Here is a 15,836-nt window from a genome sequence, read left to right as displayed (position 1 = left end):
CTATATGACGCCAAGCAAATTTTATGAAGAAATTTTAAGAAATAATGTGAGTCGAGGAGTGTTAGTCGTTTAAGTCCAAATAATCGGGGGCCAGTACATTGCGAATGTGACTGGTCTCAATACATTTTTTGCTAGTATAAAATTATTTATACATCTGCCGATATATATGATATATAATAACATTGTGGTGACAATTGCTTTGTTTGAATAATCCACAGTAATGAATTATTGTGTACTCGGAAGGATCGGATAATGTGGAAGCAGCAGTAAGATATGAACATGTCAAGGTTGCTGAAGCATCAATAAGAGTGTTTAAAGAATCATATATATATTTTATAGATGATTTTTTTGTTACTTTAAAAAAATATAGAGACAGTCTTTTCGGAAGAAGATTCGGTTATTTGTATAAAGATTTTTAAGGATCTTTCTTGGCATAGAAGATTTTAAAGTTTATTCATCAAGGGATGTTTATAACAATGTGCAAAGAGATATATGGAATTTTAAAACAAAATATTTGTATAAATCGATGGAGTTTAAAATATTAATTGAAGATAACAAATAGGAGATAGCAATGTTGTTAGACTTATGTTTGGTGGGGTGCAGAAGACACAGTGGTAAGTAGTTATAAAAAACCAAATAATTTTTTAATATCTTTTGAAATAAAATCTTAATATCTATTTCATTAAACCTGTTAACTACCTACAAATCTACTTTAATAATTTATAAATATGGGGATGTATATTATGAAGCTGGAAGGCAGAAAAGTTCTCGTTACGGGAGCAGGAGGATTTATTGGTTCACATCTTGCAGAGAAATTAGTGGAAAAAGGGGCAAAAGTAAAAGCATTTGTAAAATATAATTCACAAAATAGCTGGGGATGGCTTGAAACATCTATATATAAGAATGAAATAGAAATTTATTCAGGTGATATTAGAGACTATGATAGTGTAAAAGATTCAATGAAGGGAATTGAGATAGTTTTTCATTTAGCTGCTCTTATTGGAATTCCATATTCATATGTATCACCGCTTGCCTATGTAAAGACCAACATAGAAGGTACATACAATGTATTACAGGCGGCAAGAGAGCTAAACGTGGAACGAGTAGTACACACATCAACTAGTGAAGTTTACGGAACAGCCAAATATATACCTATTGATGAACTCCATCCATTTCAGCCACAATCACCATATTCTGCTACTAAGATAGGTGCTGATAATATTGCCTTGAGCTTTTACAATGCATTCAATTTACCCGTAACAATTGCAAGACCTTTTAATACGTATGGACCACGTCAATCTGCAAGAGCTGTGATACCAACAATAATTACACAGGTTTTAAGTGGCAAAAGGCAAATAAATCTTGGTAATCTAAAACCTACAAGGGATATGAATTTCGTTAAAGATACAGTAAATGGATTTATAAAAATTGCGGAATGTGATGAACTTGTGGGAGAAGTTACAAATATAGGGTCAGGAAAAGAAATATCAATAGGAGATTTGGCTAAATTAATTTCTAAACTAATGGGAAAAGATGTAGAGATACTGCAGGAAGTTCAGAGACTTAGACCCGAAAAAAGCGAAGTTGAAAGATTACTGTGTGATAATTCTAAGATAAAGAAGTATACAGATTGGGAACCCCAGTACTCATTAGAAGATGGACTAATTGAGACCATAAGATGGATAGAAGCAAATTTAAATATATATAAACCGGAGGTATATAATGTTTGATATATATCTTGATTCTCCTAATTTAAGTGACTTAGAGAAAGATTATCTTTTACGGGCAGTTGATAGTAACTTTGTGTCTACTTTAGGTCCCTTTGTGCCCGAGTTTGAAGAAAAATTTGCAAAATATTTAAATGTTAATTCCTGTGTTTCAGTGCAGAGTGGTACAGCAGCAATACATATGGCATTATATGAATTGGGAATAGGAGCAGGTGATGAGGTGATCGTACCTGCTATCACATTTGTAGCAACAGTTAATCCCATTGTTTATTGTGGTGCAACTCCTGTATTTGTAGATGTGGATGCGAATACTTGGAATATAGATCCGGAAAAAATCAAAGGAGCAATAACATCTAAGACAAAGGCGATTATAGTTGTACATTTATATGGTAATCCATGCGATATGAATACGATTATGAAGATTGCCGGAGAGCATGGGTTATATGTCATTGAAGATGCAACAGAAAGCCTCGGGGCGATATATAAAGGTAAATATACAGGAACTATCGGCCATATGGGATGCTTCAGCTTTAACGGAAATAAGATAATTACGACAGGTGGGGGAGGAATGATAGCAACAAATGACAAAAAAAGAGCTGAGCATATCAAGTATCTTGTTAATCAGGCGAGGGATAATTTTCCTGGATATCATCATTCAGAAATAGGCTTTAATTACAGGATGACAAATTTAGAAGCGGCATTGGGTCTTGCGCAATTTGAACGATTAGATGAATTTCTATCCAAGAAACAATTATTTAAGAAAATATATAAAGACGTATTTGATGGAATTGAGGTAATAGAGCTGCAAAAGGAGTATACAGATGCTATCAGTTCATCGTGGTTATTTTCTATAAAAATAGATACTAAAAAAGTGAAAAAAACAATACCAGAGATTCAGGATAAATTAAAAGATAGAGAAATACCGAGCAGGAGAATATTTAAACCGATAGTAGATATGCCGCCATATTTAAAATATAAGAGAGGAAACTATAATAATTCGTATGATATTTATGAAAGAGGATTAAACCTTCCATCATCGACACTAAACGAGCCGGAGGGAATAGAATATACAGCAAAATCTCTATTAGAAATATTGGGAATATAAACTATTGATGGAGATGGCAAAATATGAGAAAAATAGCAGTTGTTACAGGAACAAGGGCAGAATACGGCTTATTGTACTGGAACACTTAAAGAGATTGCGAATGTTCCAGAATTGGAATTACAACTTATTGTAACAGGGTCTCATTTATTGCCGGAATTCGGGCTTACAAAAAGAAACATAGAAAAAAGATGAAAGTTTTAAGCAAAGAACTACAGATGATATAAAAAAGATACACTTATTGAATTTGATAAAATTAGGTGATTTTTATGGAGAGAAACAAATGTATATTTTTAGACAGAGATGGGACTATTAATGTTTATAAAGGATTGATAAGTAAACCTGATGATATTGAATTGATAGATGGAGCTGCGGAAGCAATTAAATTAGTAAATAAAAGTGAGTATTTATGTATAGTTATTTCTAATCAACCAGGTGTTGCTAAGAATTTATATAGCCTTGAAGAAGCAGGGCAAATAAATGAAAAGCTTATGAAATTATTAAATGAAAAAGGAGCTTATTTGGATGATATATTTATCTGTCCGCATCATCCTGATAAAGGATATCCTGAAGAGAACTCAGAATTTAAAATTAAGTGTGATTGTCGAAAACCAGATATAGGTATGATAGAGATGGCACAAGATAAGTATAATATAGATTTATCAAAATCATATATAATAGGCGATAGTACAGTTGATATACAAACAGGTATCAATTGTAATATAAAAACTGTATTAGTAAAAACTGGATTGGCAGGTTCTGATGGAACTTATAGAGTTTGCCCAGATTATGTTGCTAATAATCTTTATGAAGCAGTAAATTTAATTCTAAGGGGCGAACTAAATGGATTTATTAAAGCAGAATGAGTGGAATTCTTCTTACAAGAATAAAGATAAAGAATAAAGATAACTTTGTTTTTTACCCAACGAGGAAGTAGTGAGATTTGTTTCAAAGTATATAAGAAAAAGGATAGGAATAGATGAATTTATAAATATATATTAGGAATATGTCTAAATGTTTAGATTTGGATTGTAGGATAGGAAGACATATGATTTTTTTAGATGATATGAGATTTGAACTTTATTGGAATAGATTTGGCTGCTGAAGCAATAGATTTTGCAAAAAAGTGGTTTGATAGATTGCAAAGGCATCATTTAAAAGAAAGATTGATAGTGGGATCAATAACTAGTATGCCATATGGAAGCAATTTCTTTGATTTTGTAATTTCACATGGTGTATTGGAATAGTATGTCTTTTAAATGCAAAAGAAGGAATTAAAGAAGTTTATAGAGTTATGAAAAAAGGTGGCTTACTTTATTTTGATGTTGTTTCTGGTTGTGACTATGAGCACTACAGAGAAAATGATGGTGAAGAAGTAGTAAAGACTCAACATGAATATGGGACAATTCAATCCTATTTTAATTGGAGCAAAATTAACATGTTACTTGAGGATGAGTTTAGAATTATAGAAGCAATATTGATTCAAAGAGAATCTGCAATCAATAGGAATAAAAATTCTAGATGGCACATTATAGCAGAAAAAATTTAGTTTTAGTATAGAGGATAAAGGTGGGTAATATGAGTGAATTATTTTATAAATATGATTATGATATAAATACAAAACTAAATAATTTTGAAAAGTATGTTAGGAGACAGGCGTTATCAAGGTTTTTAGCAAGATATGAATTATTTAAGCTTATAAGAAATGTTAAGGGTTCTATTATTGAATGTGGAGTTCATCATGGCGGAGGGCTTATGGCTTGGGCAAAACTATCAGCAGCTTTGGAGCCTTATGCTATACATAGGAAGGTAATAGGATTTGATACATTTGAAGGATTTCCTTCTATGTCAAGTAAGGATAGAGGATTATATGAAAATGAAAATTTGAAAGAAAAAGGATTTTCTGCCTCATACAATGTTTATGAGGAGCTATTAGAGATTATTAAGGAATATGATGAGAATAGATTTTTGAATCAGTTTAGCAAGATAGAATTAATTAAAGGTAATGCTACAAAAACTATACCTGAATATGTGGTGAATAATAAGCACTTAATAGTTGCATTATTGTTTTTAGATTTTGATTTATACGAACCAACAAAAGTAGCATTGGATATTTTGTTGCCAAGGATACCAAAAGGCGGAATAATAGCTTTTGATGAAATAAATAATCAATACTGGCCAGGAGAAACGATAGCTTTGCTGGAGAAATTTGTAAGTTTAAATAAATTAGAAATAAAAAAGTTTGATTTTGATCCTAATATAGCATATATTCAGTTATAAAAATTTTTTGAGAGGTAATTATTATGAAAGTTTTAGTTGAAGGTATAGGTAGCATGGTTTTTGGAACACAATTAAAATATTATAACCAAATGAATTGGCAACTTGTTGGAATAGATATAACTAATAAATCCTTTGGTTTATACAAAGGTTTGAAACCATATATAGTTCCTAAGTATTCTGAAAAAAATTGCAAAAATTGCTTTGAAAAAATAGAGGAAATAGTAAAGAATGAGAAAATAGATTTGGTATTTTGTACAGTAAATGAAGGTTTGTTGGAATGGAGTAAAAGAAAAAAATATTTTAAAGAGAGATATAATACAAATGTGGTAATATCAGATGAAGAAGTAATAGAAATTTGTATAGATAAATGGAAAACATATAATTTCTTTTGTGAAAATGATATACCAACTCCAAGAACTTCTTTGAAAAACGAGTTTGAACTGCTAAAACCTAGAATTGGCAGAGGGGGTTGTGGAATTTACCATAAAAATAATTTACCAGAAAACTTTAATATGAAAGGATATATATCTCAAGAATTAGTTGAAGGTGAAGAATATACAATTGATGTATTATGCGATCTAAAATCAAATCCTATATATATAATTCCACGAAAGAGAATTGAGACTGAATCAGGTGTATCTACGAAAGGTGTTACGATATATGATGAGAAAATAATAGAATATGTAAAATTGATAATTTCTAGACTAAAACCTGTTGGAATCATAAATATACAATGTTTTAAAAATGGAGACGATATCAATTTTATTGAAATAAATCCAAGAATAGCAGGAGGAATCTCCTTATCTTTTGCTTCATCAGATAATTGGTTTAAAGCTATAGAGTGTTTTTATTATAATAAAGAATACGTTCCTAAAAAAGTTATATATAACAATTATATGTTTAGATTTTATGAGGATCTAATTATTCATGAAAGCAATCTATTATAAGTGGAGGATGGATTGAATGATTCAAATATATAATTCACTTAGCCAAGTTCCTGTTTTTCCTAAAGCAATAAATTTAGAATTAACGAATTATTGTAATTTAAATTGTATTATGTGTACGAATGGTAAGGATAATTTTAGGGGAAAAGGCTATATGTCAAATGAAACAATTAATAAAATTTTGGATGAAGTTATAGAAAATAAACATATGTTAATAAATGGAGTTGATATTTGTGGAGTTGGTGAACCGTTGTTGCATCCTGAAGCTATTAACGTAATAAATAAATTAAAATTTTACAATATCAGAACAATGATTAATACAAATGGCGTTTTATTGGATAAAGAAGTTGCTGCTGATTTATTGGAAAGTAGAATAGATAAAATCATGATATCATTAGATGCTGCGAACAGAGAATCATATAAAAAAATCAAAGGTATTGATGTATTTGAAAAAGTAATTGATAATATTACAAATTTGTTAATTTTAAAAAACAGAAAAAGTTATCGGACTATTATACAAATAAATATGTTAAATATGGGTGAAAACTTTAGTGAAATTAAAGACGCGCTGCTTTATTGGGCAGAATATCTTGGAGAAAATGATGTAATTTATTCTCGACAAGTAAAGACACTTGCCGGTGAAGTTAAAGATCTGAGAAGTTCGACCGACATAACAAGAAATGATTTAAAAAGTTTTAAAAAAGCTTTAGAAAATGAAGGAATAAATACAGAAAAGTTAGTTGTTGAAGATTGGGAACAGATCATAGAGGTTATTAAAAATTATGGGAAATTACCGTGCAGACATTTATGGAATTATACAATGATTTTCTATAACGGTGATGTTACCATATGTTGTATTGATTTTAATGGTAAAATAGTAATTGATAATGTTAATAATAGTTCTATAAAGAAAATATGGAATAGTGAAAAATATAATAACTTTAGAAAAATATTTATATCTAAAGATTATGAGAAGATTGATCTATGTTCGAAATGTAATGAATGGTATAAATGTTGGTAGGGAGATGTTTTGCTGTGAAAAAAATATTAGCTGTTACTGGAATTCGATCTGAGTATTTTATTTTACAGCCAGTTTTTGAGGAATTTGTTTCTAAAAAAGATGTTTGTTTAAAAGTAGTAGTTACAGGGGCGCACTTATCTCCTGTTCATGGTTATACATATAAATTAATCGAACGTGATGGATATGACATAATTAAATTAGAAAACCTATTGTCTTCTGATTTTTTATCAGGAAGATGCAAGTCTCTTGGAATTCAAATTATGGGGCTCACAGATATAGTAGTCAGAGAAAATCCAGATTGGCTTTTAGTTTTAGGAGATAGAGAAGAAAGTATTGCAACCGCTATTGTAGGAACTTATTTAAATATACCAGTTGCACATATTTGTGGAGGGGATAGGGTAGTTGGAAATATAGATGATTCTGTGAGACATGCAGTAACTAAATTGGCACACTTACATTTTCCTGTTACAAGAGAAAATGGAGAGAGAATTCTAAAAATGGGCGAAGAACCGTGGAGAGTTCATGTAGTAGGCAATCCTGCATTAGATTCTATAAGAAAGCAACCTGATTTATCATTCGATTGTATAAATAAAAAATTAGGAACGGATTTAAAAGAAAACACTTCATTTATATTATTGATTCAACATCCGTTAAGTTCAGAAGTTGGTCAAGCAGGGGAACAGATGCGAATAACTTTACAAGCGGTTAGTGAGTTGGGTTATTATACGATAATAATATATCCTAATTCAGATGCAGGGTCATATGAAATGATAAAAGTAATAAATGAGTTTGAACAAAAATATGATTTTATAAAAGCATATAAAACTTTACCCAGAGATATATTTGTCAATTTACAAAGAAAAACTGCTTTGTTGCTGGGAAATTCAAGTTCAGGCATATTAGAGGCACCTTTTTTGAAGATACCGGTTGTTAATGTTGGAAACAGGCAAAGACAAAGACAACATTCTGAAAATATAATTTTCGTACCCCATGATAAAGAAAAAATAAAAGAAGCTATAAATAAAGCTATAAATGATAAAGAGTTTATTAATATGTGTAAAAATTGTTCTAATCCATATGGAGATGGTTATAGTTCGAAAAGAATAGTAGATATAGTATTAAATACTCCAATAGATTCAAAGTTATTGAATAAACAGATTGTATATTAGCCCAAACATAAACTTACAAAAGGTGATAGTATGAAAGTATTGGTTGTTTCGGTTCATCCAGATGATGAAACATTAGGCTGTGGTGGTACATTATTAAAACATAAAACATACGGTGATGAGTTATTTTGGATGATAATTACAAAACCAGATGAATCGTTAAGTTTTAGCAGAGAATTTATGGAGAAAAGAAAAAAGCAGATTCAAGATGTTTCTAATATTTATGGCTTCGAAATGGTGTATGAACTGGGATTTAATACTACAAAATTGCACGCAGTAGATTTTAGTAATCTAATAAATTCTACATCACAAGTGATTAATGAAATAAAACCAGAAATTATTTATATGAATAATAGATCAGATATACATACTGATCATCAAATTGCGGCCAAGGCATTAATAAGTTGTACTAAAAGTTTTAGATATCCATTTATCAAAAGAATACTCATGTATGAATGTATCTCAGAAACTGAAATAGCACCAGGTTTTCCAGAAAATATTTTTATACCTAACGTGTATAGTAATATAACTGATTTTATTGATGAAAAAATGCAAATTATGAATATATATCAGTCGGAAGTTCAGTATCCACCTTTACCTAGAAGTTTAGACAATATAAAAGCATTAGCAAGATATAGGGGGGCATCATGTGGTGTTGATTATGCTGAAGCATTTATGCTTGTAAGAGAAAGGTTTTAAAAGTGATATCAACGAAAAATAGTATTGACAAGGTGGAAGGGGTTAAAATTATTATAATTAGAAATACAAATCACATAATGTAAGGAATTATATAAGATATGAAAGTGGGATGACCATATGATAAAAATAGGTGATAGAATTATAGGTGAGGATTCTCCTGCTTTTATAATCGCAGAGGCAGGGGTAAATCATAACGGAAGTGTAGAATTGGCCAAAAAAATGATAGATGCAGCTGTGGAAACTGGAGCAGATGCAATTAAGTTTCAAATTTTTAAAGCTGAGAACTTGGTGCTAAAAAACGCAGAAAAAGCTGAATATCAGAAAAAAACCACTGATGAAAATGAATCGCAATATGATATGCTAAAAAAATTAGAACTTACATATGATCAACATATTGAGCTTATGAAATATTGCCAGCAAATGGGTATAATTTATTTATCTACTCCTTTTGATTTTGAGAGTGCTGATGTATTGGATAAATGTGATGTAGCTGCATATAAGATAGGATCAGGTGATATTACTAATTTGCCATTTATTGAATATATTGCGCGAAGAAATAAACCAATGATAATATCAACGGGGATGTCTGATCTTGGAGAAATAGAAGATGCGATAGACACTATAAGGAAAACAGGTAATGAGAAAATCATACTTTTACATTGTATATCAAACTACCCGGCAGACTACAGAGATGTGAATTTGAATGCAATGCTTACTCTTAAAAATGCATTTAAGTTTTCAGTTGGTTATTCAGATCATACATTAGGCATTGAGGTTCCGATAGCAGCAGTAGCACTGGGGGCAAAAGTTATTGAGAAGCATTTTACACTTGATAAAAATTTACCGGGGCCTGATCATAAAGCTTCATTGGAGCCTTTTGAATTTAAGCAAATGATAAATAGCATAAGAAACGTAGAATGTTCATTGGGGGATGGGATAAAGAGATGTATGTATGCTGAAGAAAATGCTAGGAAGGTGGCGCGCAAAAGCGTTGTAACAGATTGTGATATAAAAAGAGGTATGGTCATAGAAAGGGATATGCTGACGGTAAAAAGACCTGGAACTGGTATACCGCCAAAAGATATAGGTTACATAATAGGTAGGAAAGCTAAGATTGATATTTTAAAAGATACAATAATTAGCTTGGATATGTTAGAATGAATTAAAAGGAGTGGAGATGGGGGATTTATTTGGAAGAATTGATTTTAATTGGTGCTGGTGGACATGCTAAGGCTATATTGGAAATTCTGAAAACCGTGGATACTTATAAGATTGTAGGGCTTATAGATAAAGAAAACGAAAGAATAGGTGGGCGAATATTGGGCGTTCCCATAATAGGTAGTGACGAATGTTTATGTGATTTTTATAATAAAGGTATTAAACATGCCTTGATAGCGGTGGGAAGTACAGGAGATAATAAGATAAGGAAAAACCTATATAATGCTGCAAAAAGTATAGGTTTTAATATGGTAAATGTGTTTCATCCTAAAGCAGTGATTTCCCAATATAGTAAATTTGGTGAGGGAAATGTGGTTATGGCTGAATCAGTAATTGGTCCGGATGCAGAAGTTGGTAATAACGTTATAATAAATACTGCAGCAGTAGTGGAACACGATTGTAGAATTGGAGATCATGTGCATATTGCTCCAGGTTCTAAAATTGCAGGTGGTGTTGAGATTGGAGATGAAAGTTTTGTAGGTATTGGAGCAGTAATAATTCAGGGTATAAAAATAGGAAAAAATGCGCTGATTGGAGCGGGAACGGTTATTATAAATGACGTTCTTGATAATGCTGTTGTCACAGGTGTTCCAGGGAAGATTATTGGTTATAGATAATATATCTTATGAGCGGATGAGGAGATTTTTTATGAAGGATATTGTAAAAAATGCTTTGGCCCATGCAAATTGCACAATAAGAGATGCAATAAAAAAGATAAATGATAATGGGTTACAGATTCTGATTGTGGTTGATGACCACAATAGATTGATTGGTACTGTTGCTGATGGAGATATAAGAAGGTCTATTTTAAAAAACATATCACTGGACGAATTTATTGGAGAGATAATGAATAGGTCGCCTAGGTTTGTATATAAAGGCGAAGAAGATAAAGCTTATGAACTGATGTTGAAGTATAAAATTAGAGTTGTACCGGTTTTAGATGTTAGTAATACAGTTATAGACTTAATAATGATTGAAGAATTATTTGGAGTTAAGCAATATACCAATAAATCAAACTATGTCTTTATAATGGCGGGAGGAAAGGGGACAAGGTTGGACCCATTTACCAAAATACTTCCCAAGCCGCTAATACCTATTGGGGAAAAACCAATAATAGAGGTTATAATGAGTAATTTTAAAAAATATGGTTTTAATAACTTTATCATAGCGCTTAATTACAAGGCCGAGATGATAAAATTATATTTTTCAGAAAATCCAGACGGTTACAACATTACATATACAAATGAAAAGGAATTTTTAGGGACTGCTGGAGCACTTCAATTGGCTAAGAACATGCTAAAGGAATCATTTATAGTTTCAAATTGTGATGTAATTGTTGAGGTTGATTTTGACGAATTATTAAAGTACCATAGGAGTAATAGTAATCAGGCGACTATTGTTGGCGTTATAAAAAATATGCAGATCCCTTATGGCGTTTTGGATGTTAAAGATGGTATTCTTGAGCGAATAACTGAAAAACCAGAATATTACTTTGTTATAAACTCTGGTATTTATGTTTTAGAGCCTGAAATCATAGATTTGATTCCTGAAGGTCAACCTGTAAATATGCCTGATCTTTTATTGAAATCTAAAGAATGTGGTTTTAAGGTAGGGGTCTATCCTATAAGTTCAAAATGGTTCGATGTAGGACAATGGGAGGAATACAAAACCACATTGGAATATTTTAGAAAATTATATGGTGATATAAATGTATAATGGTCAAACGATATTAGCATTAATACCTGCGCGAGGAGGTTCTAAAGGGATTCCACGAAAGAATTTAAGACACCTTTCAGGTAAACCTCTTATTTCTTATGCTATTGAAGCAGCGTTGCAGGCAGGTTTTTTTGACAAAATAATTGTATCGACCGATGATATTAATATAGCGGATGTATCTAAAAAATATGGTGCAGAAGTTCCTTTTATACGCCCAGAAGTATTAGCAACAGATGAAGCAAAAGGAATTGATGTCGTATTACACGCGATGCGGTGGCTTGAAGATCATAATGAGAAATTTGATTTATTGATGCTTTTACAGCCTACATCCCCATTAAGAAATTCAGAAGATATTAAAAATGCATTAAACTTATTTTTTGAGAAGAATGCTGATGCTATTGTGTCAGTTTGTGAGGCTGAGCATTCACCATTATGGATGAATACATTGAGAGAAGATTTGTGTATGAAAGACTTTATAGATAAAGAAGTATTGGATAAGAACAGACAAGAGTTGAAAACTTATTATCGTTTAAATGGAGCAATATATTTAGCTAAATGGGATTATATAAAACAATGTAATAGTTTCTATGGGGATAAAACATATGCATACATAATGCCAAAAGAAAGATCTGTAGATGTTGATGATGAATTGGATTTGAAGTTTGCTGAATTTTTGATGAAAACAAAAGATATTTCTGTTAAATAACAGTAAATAATGAAATAAGAGTCAAGGTATGTTAAACATCATTGCTGTCTACATACCTTGGAGAATATTTAATCTATAATTGGAAATAAAAAGTAACCATACGACCTATTTTGACTAAAAGCATGTTATTTTAAGTATTTGCTTTGGATGTTCTCGATACATCTCGCGAGATATGGCTTAATTTCTTGCATGGCTGTTAACATGCCATTATATAAGGCAAAAGACATGTTTGAGACTCGTATGCCCTTTTCCTTCTCTGTTTCATTATCTTGGGGCTCAAATCCTTTTGTCACTTTAAAGGCAACTACGTGCAGCATGATAGATAAAAATCCAAGTCCATCCTTATATTCTTTTATTTCTTTATCGATCTTGTCGAGGTCTTTGAGGAGCTTACCTGCATCGTAGCCTATATTTTTTTTATATACGTCAAGGAGCCTTTTGGATAACTTTTCGCCACGTTCACATAAGGGCTCTAACTTCTCTATCTGTTTTTCGATATCTTTTAGGTCAGATACCAGTTTTTGTATATTTTCCTTTCTATAGCCATTAAAAGTGCTAAAATATTCATTAAGAGCTTTTTTGACATCGATAGTGCTATAACAGTATTTATTGATGACATCTCTCAGAGTCATTATTTTTGTACCCTTTATATATGCGCCTCCTTCGGTGGCGTCTATATAGGTTCTATCAGGATGCTGATATATCTGGTCTTCAAACCATGTTTTAAAGGAGAGGAAGGCTTTGCTTGACAATACCTTATTCCCATATATATCGTCAACATAAATATAATTTTCACTTTCGGGGTTTTCTATACGTTGTCCCTCGTAGGTTGTACCATCTGCGTGAGTCTTGTTATCAGTGTAGGCCAGGTCCTGACCGACAAATATTATAGGATTGCATCCAAGCTGCCTTGCAAAATCAAATGCCATATTAGCTACAGTAGGACCGGCATTTATGAAACCAAAATCTTCATCCAATTCTTTTGCTATCCAAGGGGTATAGGGGCATGAAGATACTGAAATTATTTTAGGCCCTTTATATTCTTCGACTATTTCTGGGTATAGGTACAGGTCATAAACTAAAGGACAATCAACCTCAATATTCTTGAAATGCTTGTAATTTCCAACTGAACCATCAATAGCAACGACAAAATCAGGGATGATGTTGTGCTTTAAAAGCGCTTTTACGGATGTGCCGACAGCCATAAGTACAGCTTTATTTTTGGCTTCTTTTAGCAGTTCTATATTTTTATTTAATGAAGGCCCTGCAGATATTATTATACCCGGCCTATTTTTAAACATATTAATCAAGCCCTTAAAGGGTACTGAGTCGATTACGTAAGGCAGATTTAATATAACATTCTTTTGCCACCTCTCAGCAAAAAAAAGTGATGTGTTTATATCTATCCGCTTGGCGTTTATGCATTCCTTGAACGCTTCAAGAAAAACATTGTAAGATTCTTTGAATAAATTTCCATATTGGCCAAATACATAAAGATAAACCCTATCAATAGCATCATAGGTAATAGAGTTAGATAAAACATTATATATTTCAGTCTTTAATGAAGCGTTACAAATTATCAATTGGCCGTTTGAGATTAAGTCGTTTAGACCATTTTTTTTGATAAAAATGTCAATGAGTTCTTTTGATGGTTCTATTACAATGACCTTAGATGAATTATCAAGCAGTTTACATAGTTCTATAATATGATAACCTAATCCCAGACCAAAAACCACAAAGATTGAGCCTTCTTTTAATTCTATATTTGAGACCCATCTTTTTGCTTCAGCAATGGGGTCATATAGGCTGTGTATGTAGTACTCCTTACCATTTATGTCAACTGTAGCTGTATCTACACTGCTTTTTGAGTGTTTTATTGAAATGTGAAAATTATCCTCCATTTGCATCACCAAACTTTTTTTCTATAGCATCAATAAATTTCATAAAAACTGTTTCTACCTCGTATTCTAACATATCGGCAGTTAAAATGTAATCCTTGTCTCTTATAGCAGTGGAAAGGTTATTAAGGACATTATTTACATTTTGTATATCAATATGTGTATCATGTAGAGGTTTTGTTAATGCAATAGCATCTAAAGACCAGTCGATGCCGTTTAGTATGTCATATAACAGCGATATTCCGTGGTTTATATCACCATTTCTGAAAGAGTCAATGCATGAGTCAATACCGCTGATTAATTTTGGTAAATATGATATTAGTTCTTTAAATGTATCTTCAAGTAAATTGTCAGTCATTTTTTAACCTCCAGTATTTAAAAGCCGGCCGGAAAACCGGCCGGCTTTTAAAAGTAGATTATGTTATTTTAAAAGCTGCAGTACAGTCTGAGGCTGAGCATTTGCTTGCGCCAGCATTGCAGTTGCTGCCTGCTGGAGTATGTTGTTCTTGGTGAACTCCATCATCTCTTTGGCCATGTCTGTATCTCTGATACGAGATTCTGCTGCTGTCAGGTTCTCCGAGGCTGTGGACAGGTTATTTATTGTGTGTTCCAACCTGTTTTGTACAGCACCAAGTTTTGCTCTTTCACCAGAAACTTGGTTGATTGCTTTATCAATTACATCTATATAAGCGCTGATTGAACCTGCTGTGGCGGCTGCTGTAACACTAATACTAGCAATGCTCATTGCACCGGTTGCCGAATCCTTAAGAGCAGAAGCAGTCATTTTAGCTATTGTCAATGTTATAGTCTGATCTTGGTTAGCACCTATCTGGAAAACTAGACCAGAGGCAGTACCATCAAGGAGATTTTTTGTGTTAAACTGCGTTGTTGATGCAATTCTGTTTATTTCACTTTGTAGCTGGCTGATCTCTTTTTGAATATTAGCTCTATCTTCAGTGGTTGTATTTGTGTCGTTTGCTGCTTGAACAACCAGCTCTCTCATCCTCTGCAGGATTGAGTGAGTCTCATTTAATGCACCCTCTGCTGTCTGTATGAGGGATATACCATCCTGGGCATTTCTCTGAGCCTGGTCCAATCCCCTGATTTGGCCTCTCATTTTTTCTGATATGGCCAATCCTGCGGCGTCGTCACCGGCACGGTTAATCCTGAGGCCCGATGAGAGCTTTTCCAGTGACTTTTGGGCGTTTGTGTTGTTGACTGATAACTGCCTGTAAGTGTTTAGGGCAGATATGTTGTGGTTTATTATCATACCTTTTCCTCCTTGAAAATATATTTGGCATCCATGCCATAATTTTTTGCAGCCGGCCGAACTGCTTCTTTGCTTTTACGATATTATAT

Annotated in this window: 18 protein-coding genes; 15 read left to right on the top strand and 3 right to left on the bottom strand. The window is 32.3% G+C overall.

Annotation, left to right across the window (positions count from 1 at the left end; genetic code table 11):
• Positions 1–254 precede the first annotated feature (254 nt).
• The 15 genes from FWJ32_RS13310 (at position 255) to FWJ32_RS06700 (ending at position 12,579) form a co-directional block, all read left to right on the top strand.
• Complete coding sequence (locus tag FWJ32_RS13310) at positions 255–419, top strand: hypothetical protein (protein ID WP_162523546.1); 165 nt, start codon at positions 255–257, stop codon at positions 417–419.
• A gap of 324 nt (positions 420–743) precedes the next feature.
• Positions 744–1,730, top strand: a complete 987-nt coding sequence (locus tag FWJ32_RS06770) for an NAD-dependent 4,6-dehydratase LegB (protein WP_149545205.1) — start codon at positions 744–746, stop codon at positions 1,728–1,730.
• Positions 1,723–2,832, top strand: a complete 1,110-nt coding sequence (locus FWJ32_RS06765) for a LegC family aminotransferase (RefSeq protein WP_149545204.1) — start codon at positions 1,723–1,725, stop codon at positions 2,830–2,832. The genes FWJ32_RS06770 and FWJ32_RS06765 overlap by 8 nt, the downstream gene beginning before the upstream one ends.
• A gap of 266 nt (positions 2,833–3,098) precedes the next feature.
• Positions 3,099–3,695 carry a D-glycero-alpha-D-manno-heptose-1,7-bisphosphate 7-phosphatase gene (locus FWJ32_RS06755; protein ID WP_149545203.1) on the top strand — a complete coding sequence of 199 codons (597 nt, stop codon included), beginning with the start codon at positions 3,099–3,101 and terminating at the stop codon, positions 3,693–3,695.
• A 207-nt stretch (positions 3,696–3,902) separates the two neighbouring features.
• Positions 3,903–4,076, top strand: coding sequence for a class I SAM-dependent methyltransferase (locus FWJ32_RS06750; RefSeq protein WP_149545202.1), 174 nt, complete (start codon positions 3,903–3,905; stop codon positions 4,074–4,076).
• A 47-nt stretch (positions 4,077–4,123) separates the two neighbouring features.
• Positions 4,124–4,378 carry a hypothetical protein gene (locus FWJ32_RS06745; RefSeq protein WP_149545201.1) on the top strand — a complete coding sequence of 85 codons (255 nt, stop codon included), beginning with the start codon at positions 4,124–4,126 and terminating at the stop codon, positions 4,376–4,378.
• Between the two features lie 29 nt (positions 4,379–4,407).
• Positions 4,408–5,109 (top strand): TylF/MycF/NovP-related O-methyltransferase, encoded by a 702-nt coding sequence (locus tag FWJ32_RS06740; RefSeq protein ID WP_149545200.1) that lies wholly within the window; start codon positions 4,408–4,410, stop codon positions 5,107–5,109.
• Positions 5,110–5,132: 23 nt separating this feature from the next.
• Positions 5,133–6,056, top strand: a complete 924-nt coding sequence (locus FWJ32_RS06735) for an ATP-grasp domain-containing protein (RefSeq protein WP_149545199.1) — start codon at positions 5,133–5,135, stop codon at positions 6,054–6,056.
• Between the two features lie 16 nt (positions 6,057–6,072).
• Positions 6,073–7,074, top strand: a complete 1,002-nt coding sequence (locus FWJ32_RS06730) for a radical SAM protein (RefSeq protein ID WP_149545198.1) — start codon at positions 6,073–6,075, stop codon at positions 7,072–7,074.
• Positions 7,075–7,088: 14 nt separating this feature from the next.
• Positions 7,089–8,243 (top strand): UDP-N-acetylglucosamine 2-epimerase, encoded by a 1,155-nt coding sequence (neuC, locus tag FWJ32_RS06725; protein ID WP_149545197.1) that lies wholly within the window; start codon positions 7,089–7,091, stop codon positions 8,241–8,243.
• 30 nt (positions 8,244–8,273) lie between these two features.
• Positions 8,274–8,939, top strand: coding sequence for a PIG-L deacetylase family protein (locus FWJ32_RS06720; protein ID WP_149545196.1), 666 nt, complete (start codon positions 8,274–8,276; stop codon positions 8,937–8,939).
• A gap of 117 nt (positions 8,940–9,056) precedes the next feature.
• A complete protein-coding gene (gene neuB, locus FWJ32_RS06715; RefSeq protein ID WP_149545195.1) occupies positions 9,057–10,100 on the top strand; it encodes an N-acetylneuraminate synthase in 1,044 nt (347 codons plus the stop codon).
• Between the two features lie 29 nt (positions 10,101–10,129).
• Complete coding sequence (locus FWJ32_RS06710; RefSeq protein WP_149545194.1) at positions 10,130–10,774, top strand: acetyltransferase; 645 nt, start codon at positions 10,130–10,132, stop codon at positions 10,772–10,774.
• Between the two features lie 31 nt (positions 10,775–10,805).
• A complete protein-coding gene (locus FWJ32_RS06705; protein WP_149545193.1) occupies positions 10,806–11,873 on the top strand; it encodes a nucleotidyltransferase family protein in 1,068 nt (355 codons plus the stop codon).
• Complete coding sequence (locus FWJ32_RS06700) at positions 11,866–12,579, top strand: acylneuraminate cytidylyltransferase family protein (RefSeq protein WP_149545192.1); 714 nt, start codon at positions 11,866–11,868, stop codon at positions 12,577–12,579. The genes FWJ32_RS06705 and FWJ32_RS06700 overlap by 8 nt, the downstream gene beginning before the upstream one ends.
• A 125-nt stretch (positions 12,580–12,704) precedes the next feature.
• Here FWJ32_RS06700 and FWJ32_RS06695 read toward each other — a convergent pair whose 3' ends face one another.
• From FWJ32_RS06695 to hag, 3 genes are all read right to left on the bottom strand, one after another.
• Complete coding sequence (locus FWJ32_RS06695) at positions 12,705–14,480, bottom strand: motility associated factor glycosyltransferase family protein (RefSeq protein ID WP_162523545.1); 1,776 nt, start codon at positions 14,478–14,480, stop codon at positions 12,705–12,707.
• The gene (locus FWJ32_RS06690) at positions 14,470–14,835 is read right to left on the bottom strand and encodes a DUF8042 domain-containing protein (protein WP_149545190.1); all 366 of its coding nucleotides are present in this window, start codon (positions 14,833–14,835) and stop codon (positions 14,470–14,472) included. The genes FWJ32_RS06695 and FWJ32_RS06690 overlap by 11 nt, the downstream gene beginning before the upstream one ends.
• Before the next feature lie 63 nt (positions 14,836–14,898).
• On the bottom strand, positions 14,899–15,747 hold the full coding sequence (gene hag, locus FWJ32_RS06685; RefSeq protein ID WP_149545189.1) for a flagellin Hag: 849 nt from the start codon (positions 15,745–15,747) through the stop codon (positions 14,899–14,901).
• Positions 15,748–15,836 lie beyond the last annotated feature (89 nt).

This window comes from Calorimonas adulescens (genome assembly GCF_008274215.1).
Lineage (GTDB): Bacteria > Bacillota > Thermoanaerobacteria > Thermoanaerobacterales > UBA4877 > Calorimonas > Calorimonas adulescens.
Note: the sequence above shows the minus strand (reverse complement) of the source record. Positions and strands in the feature narration are given on the sequence as shown.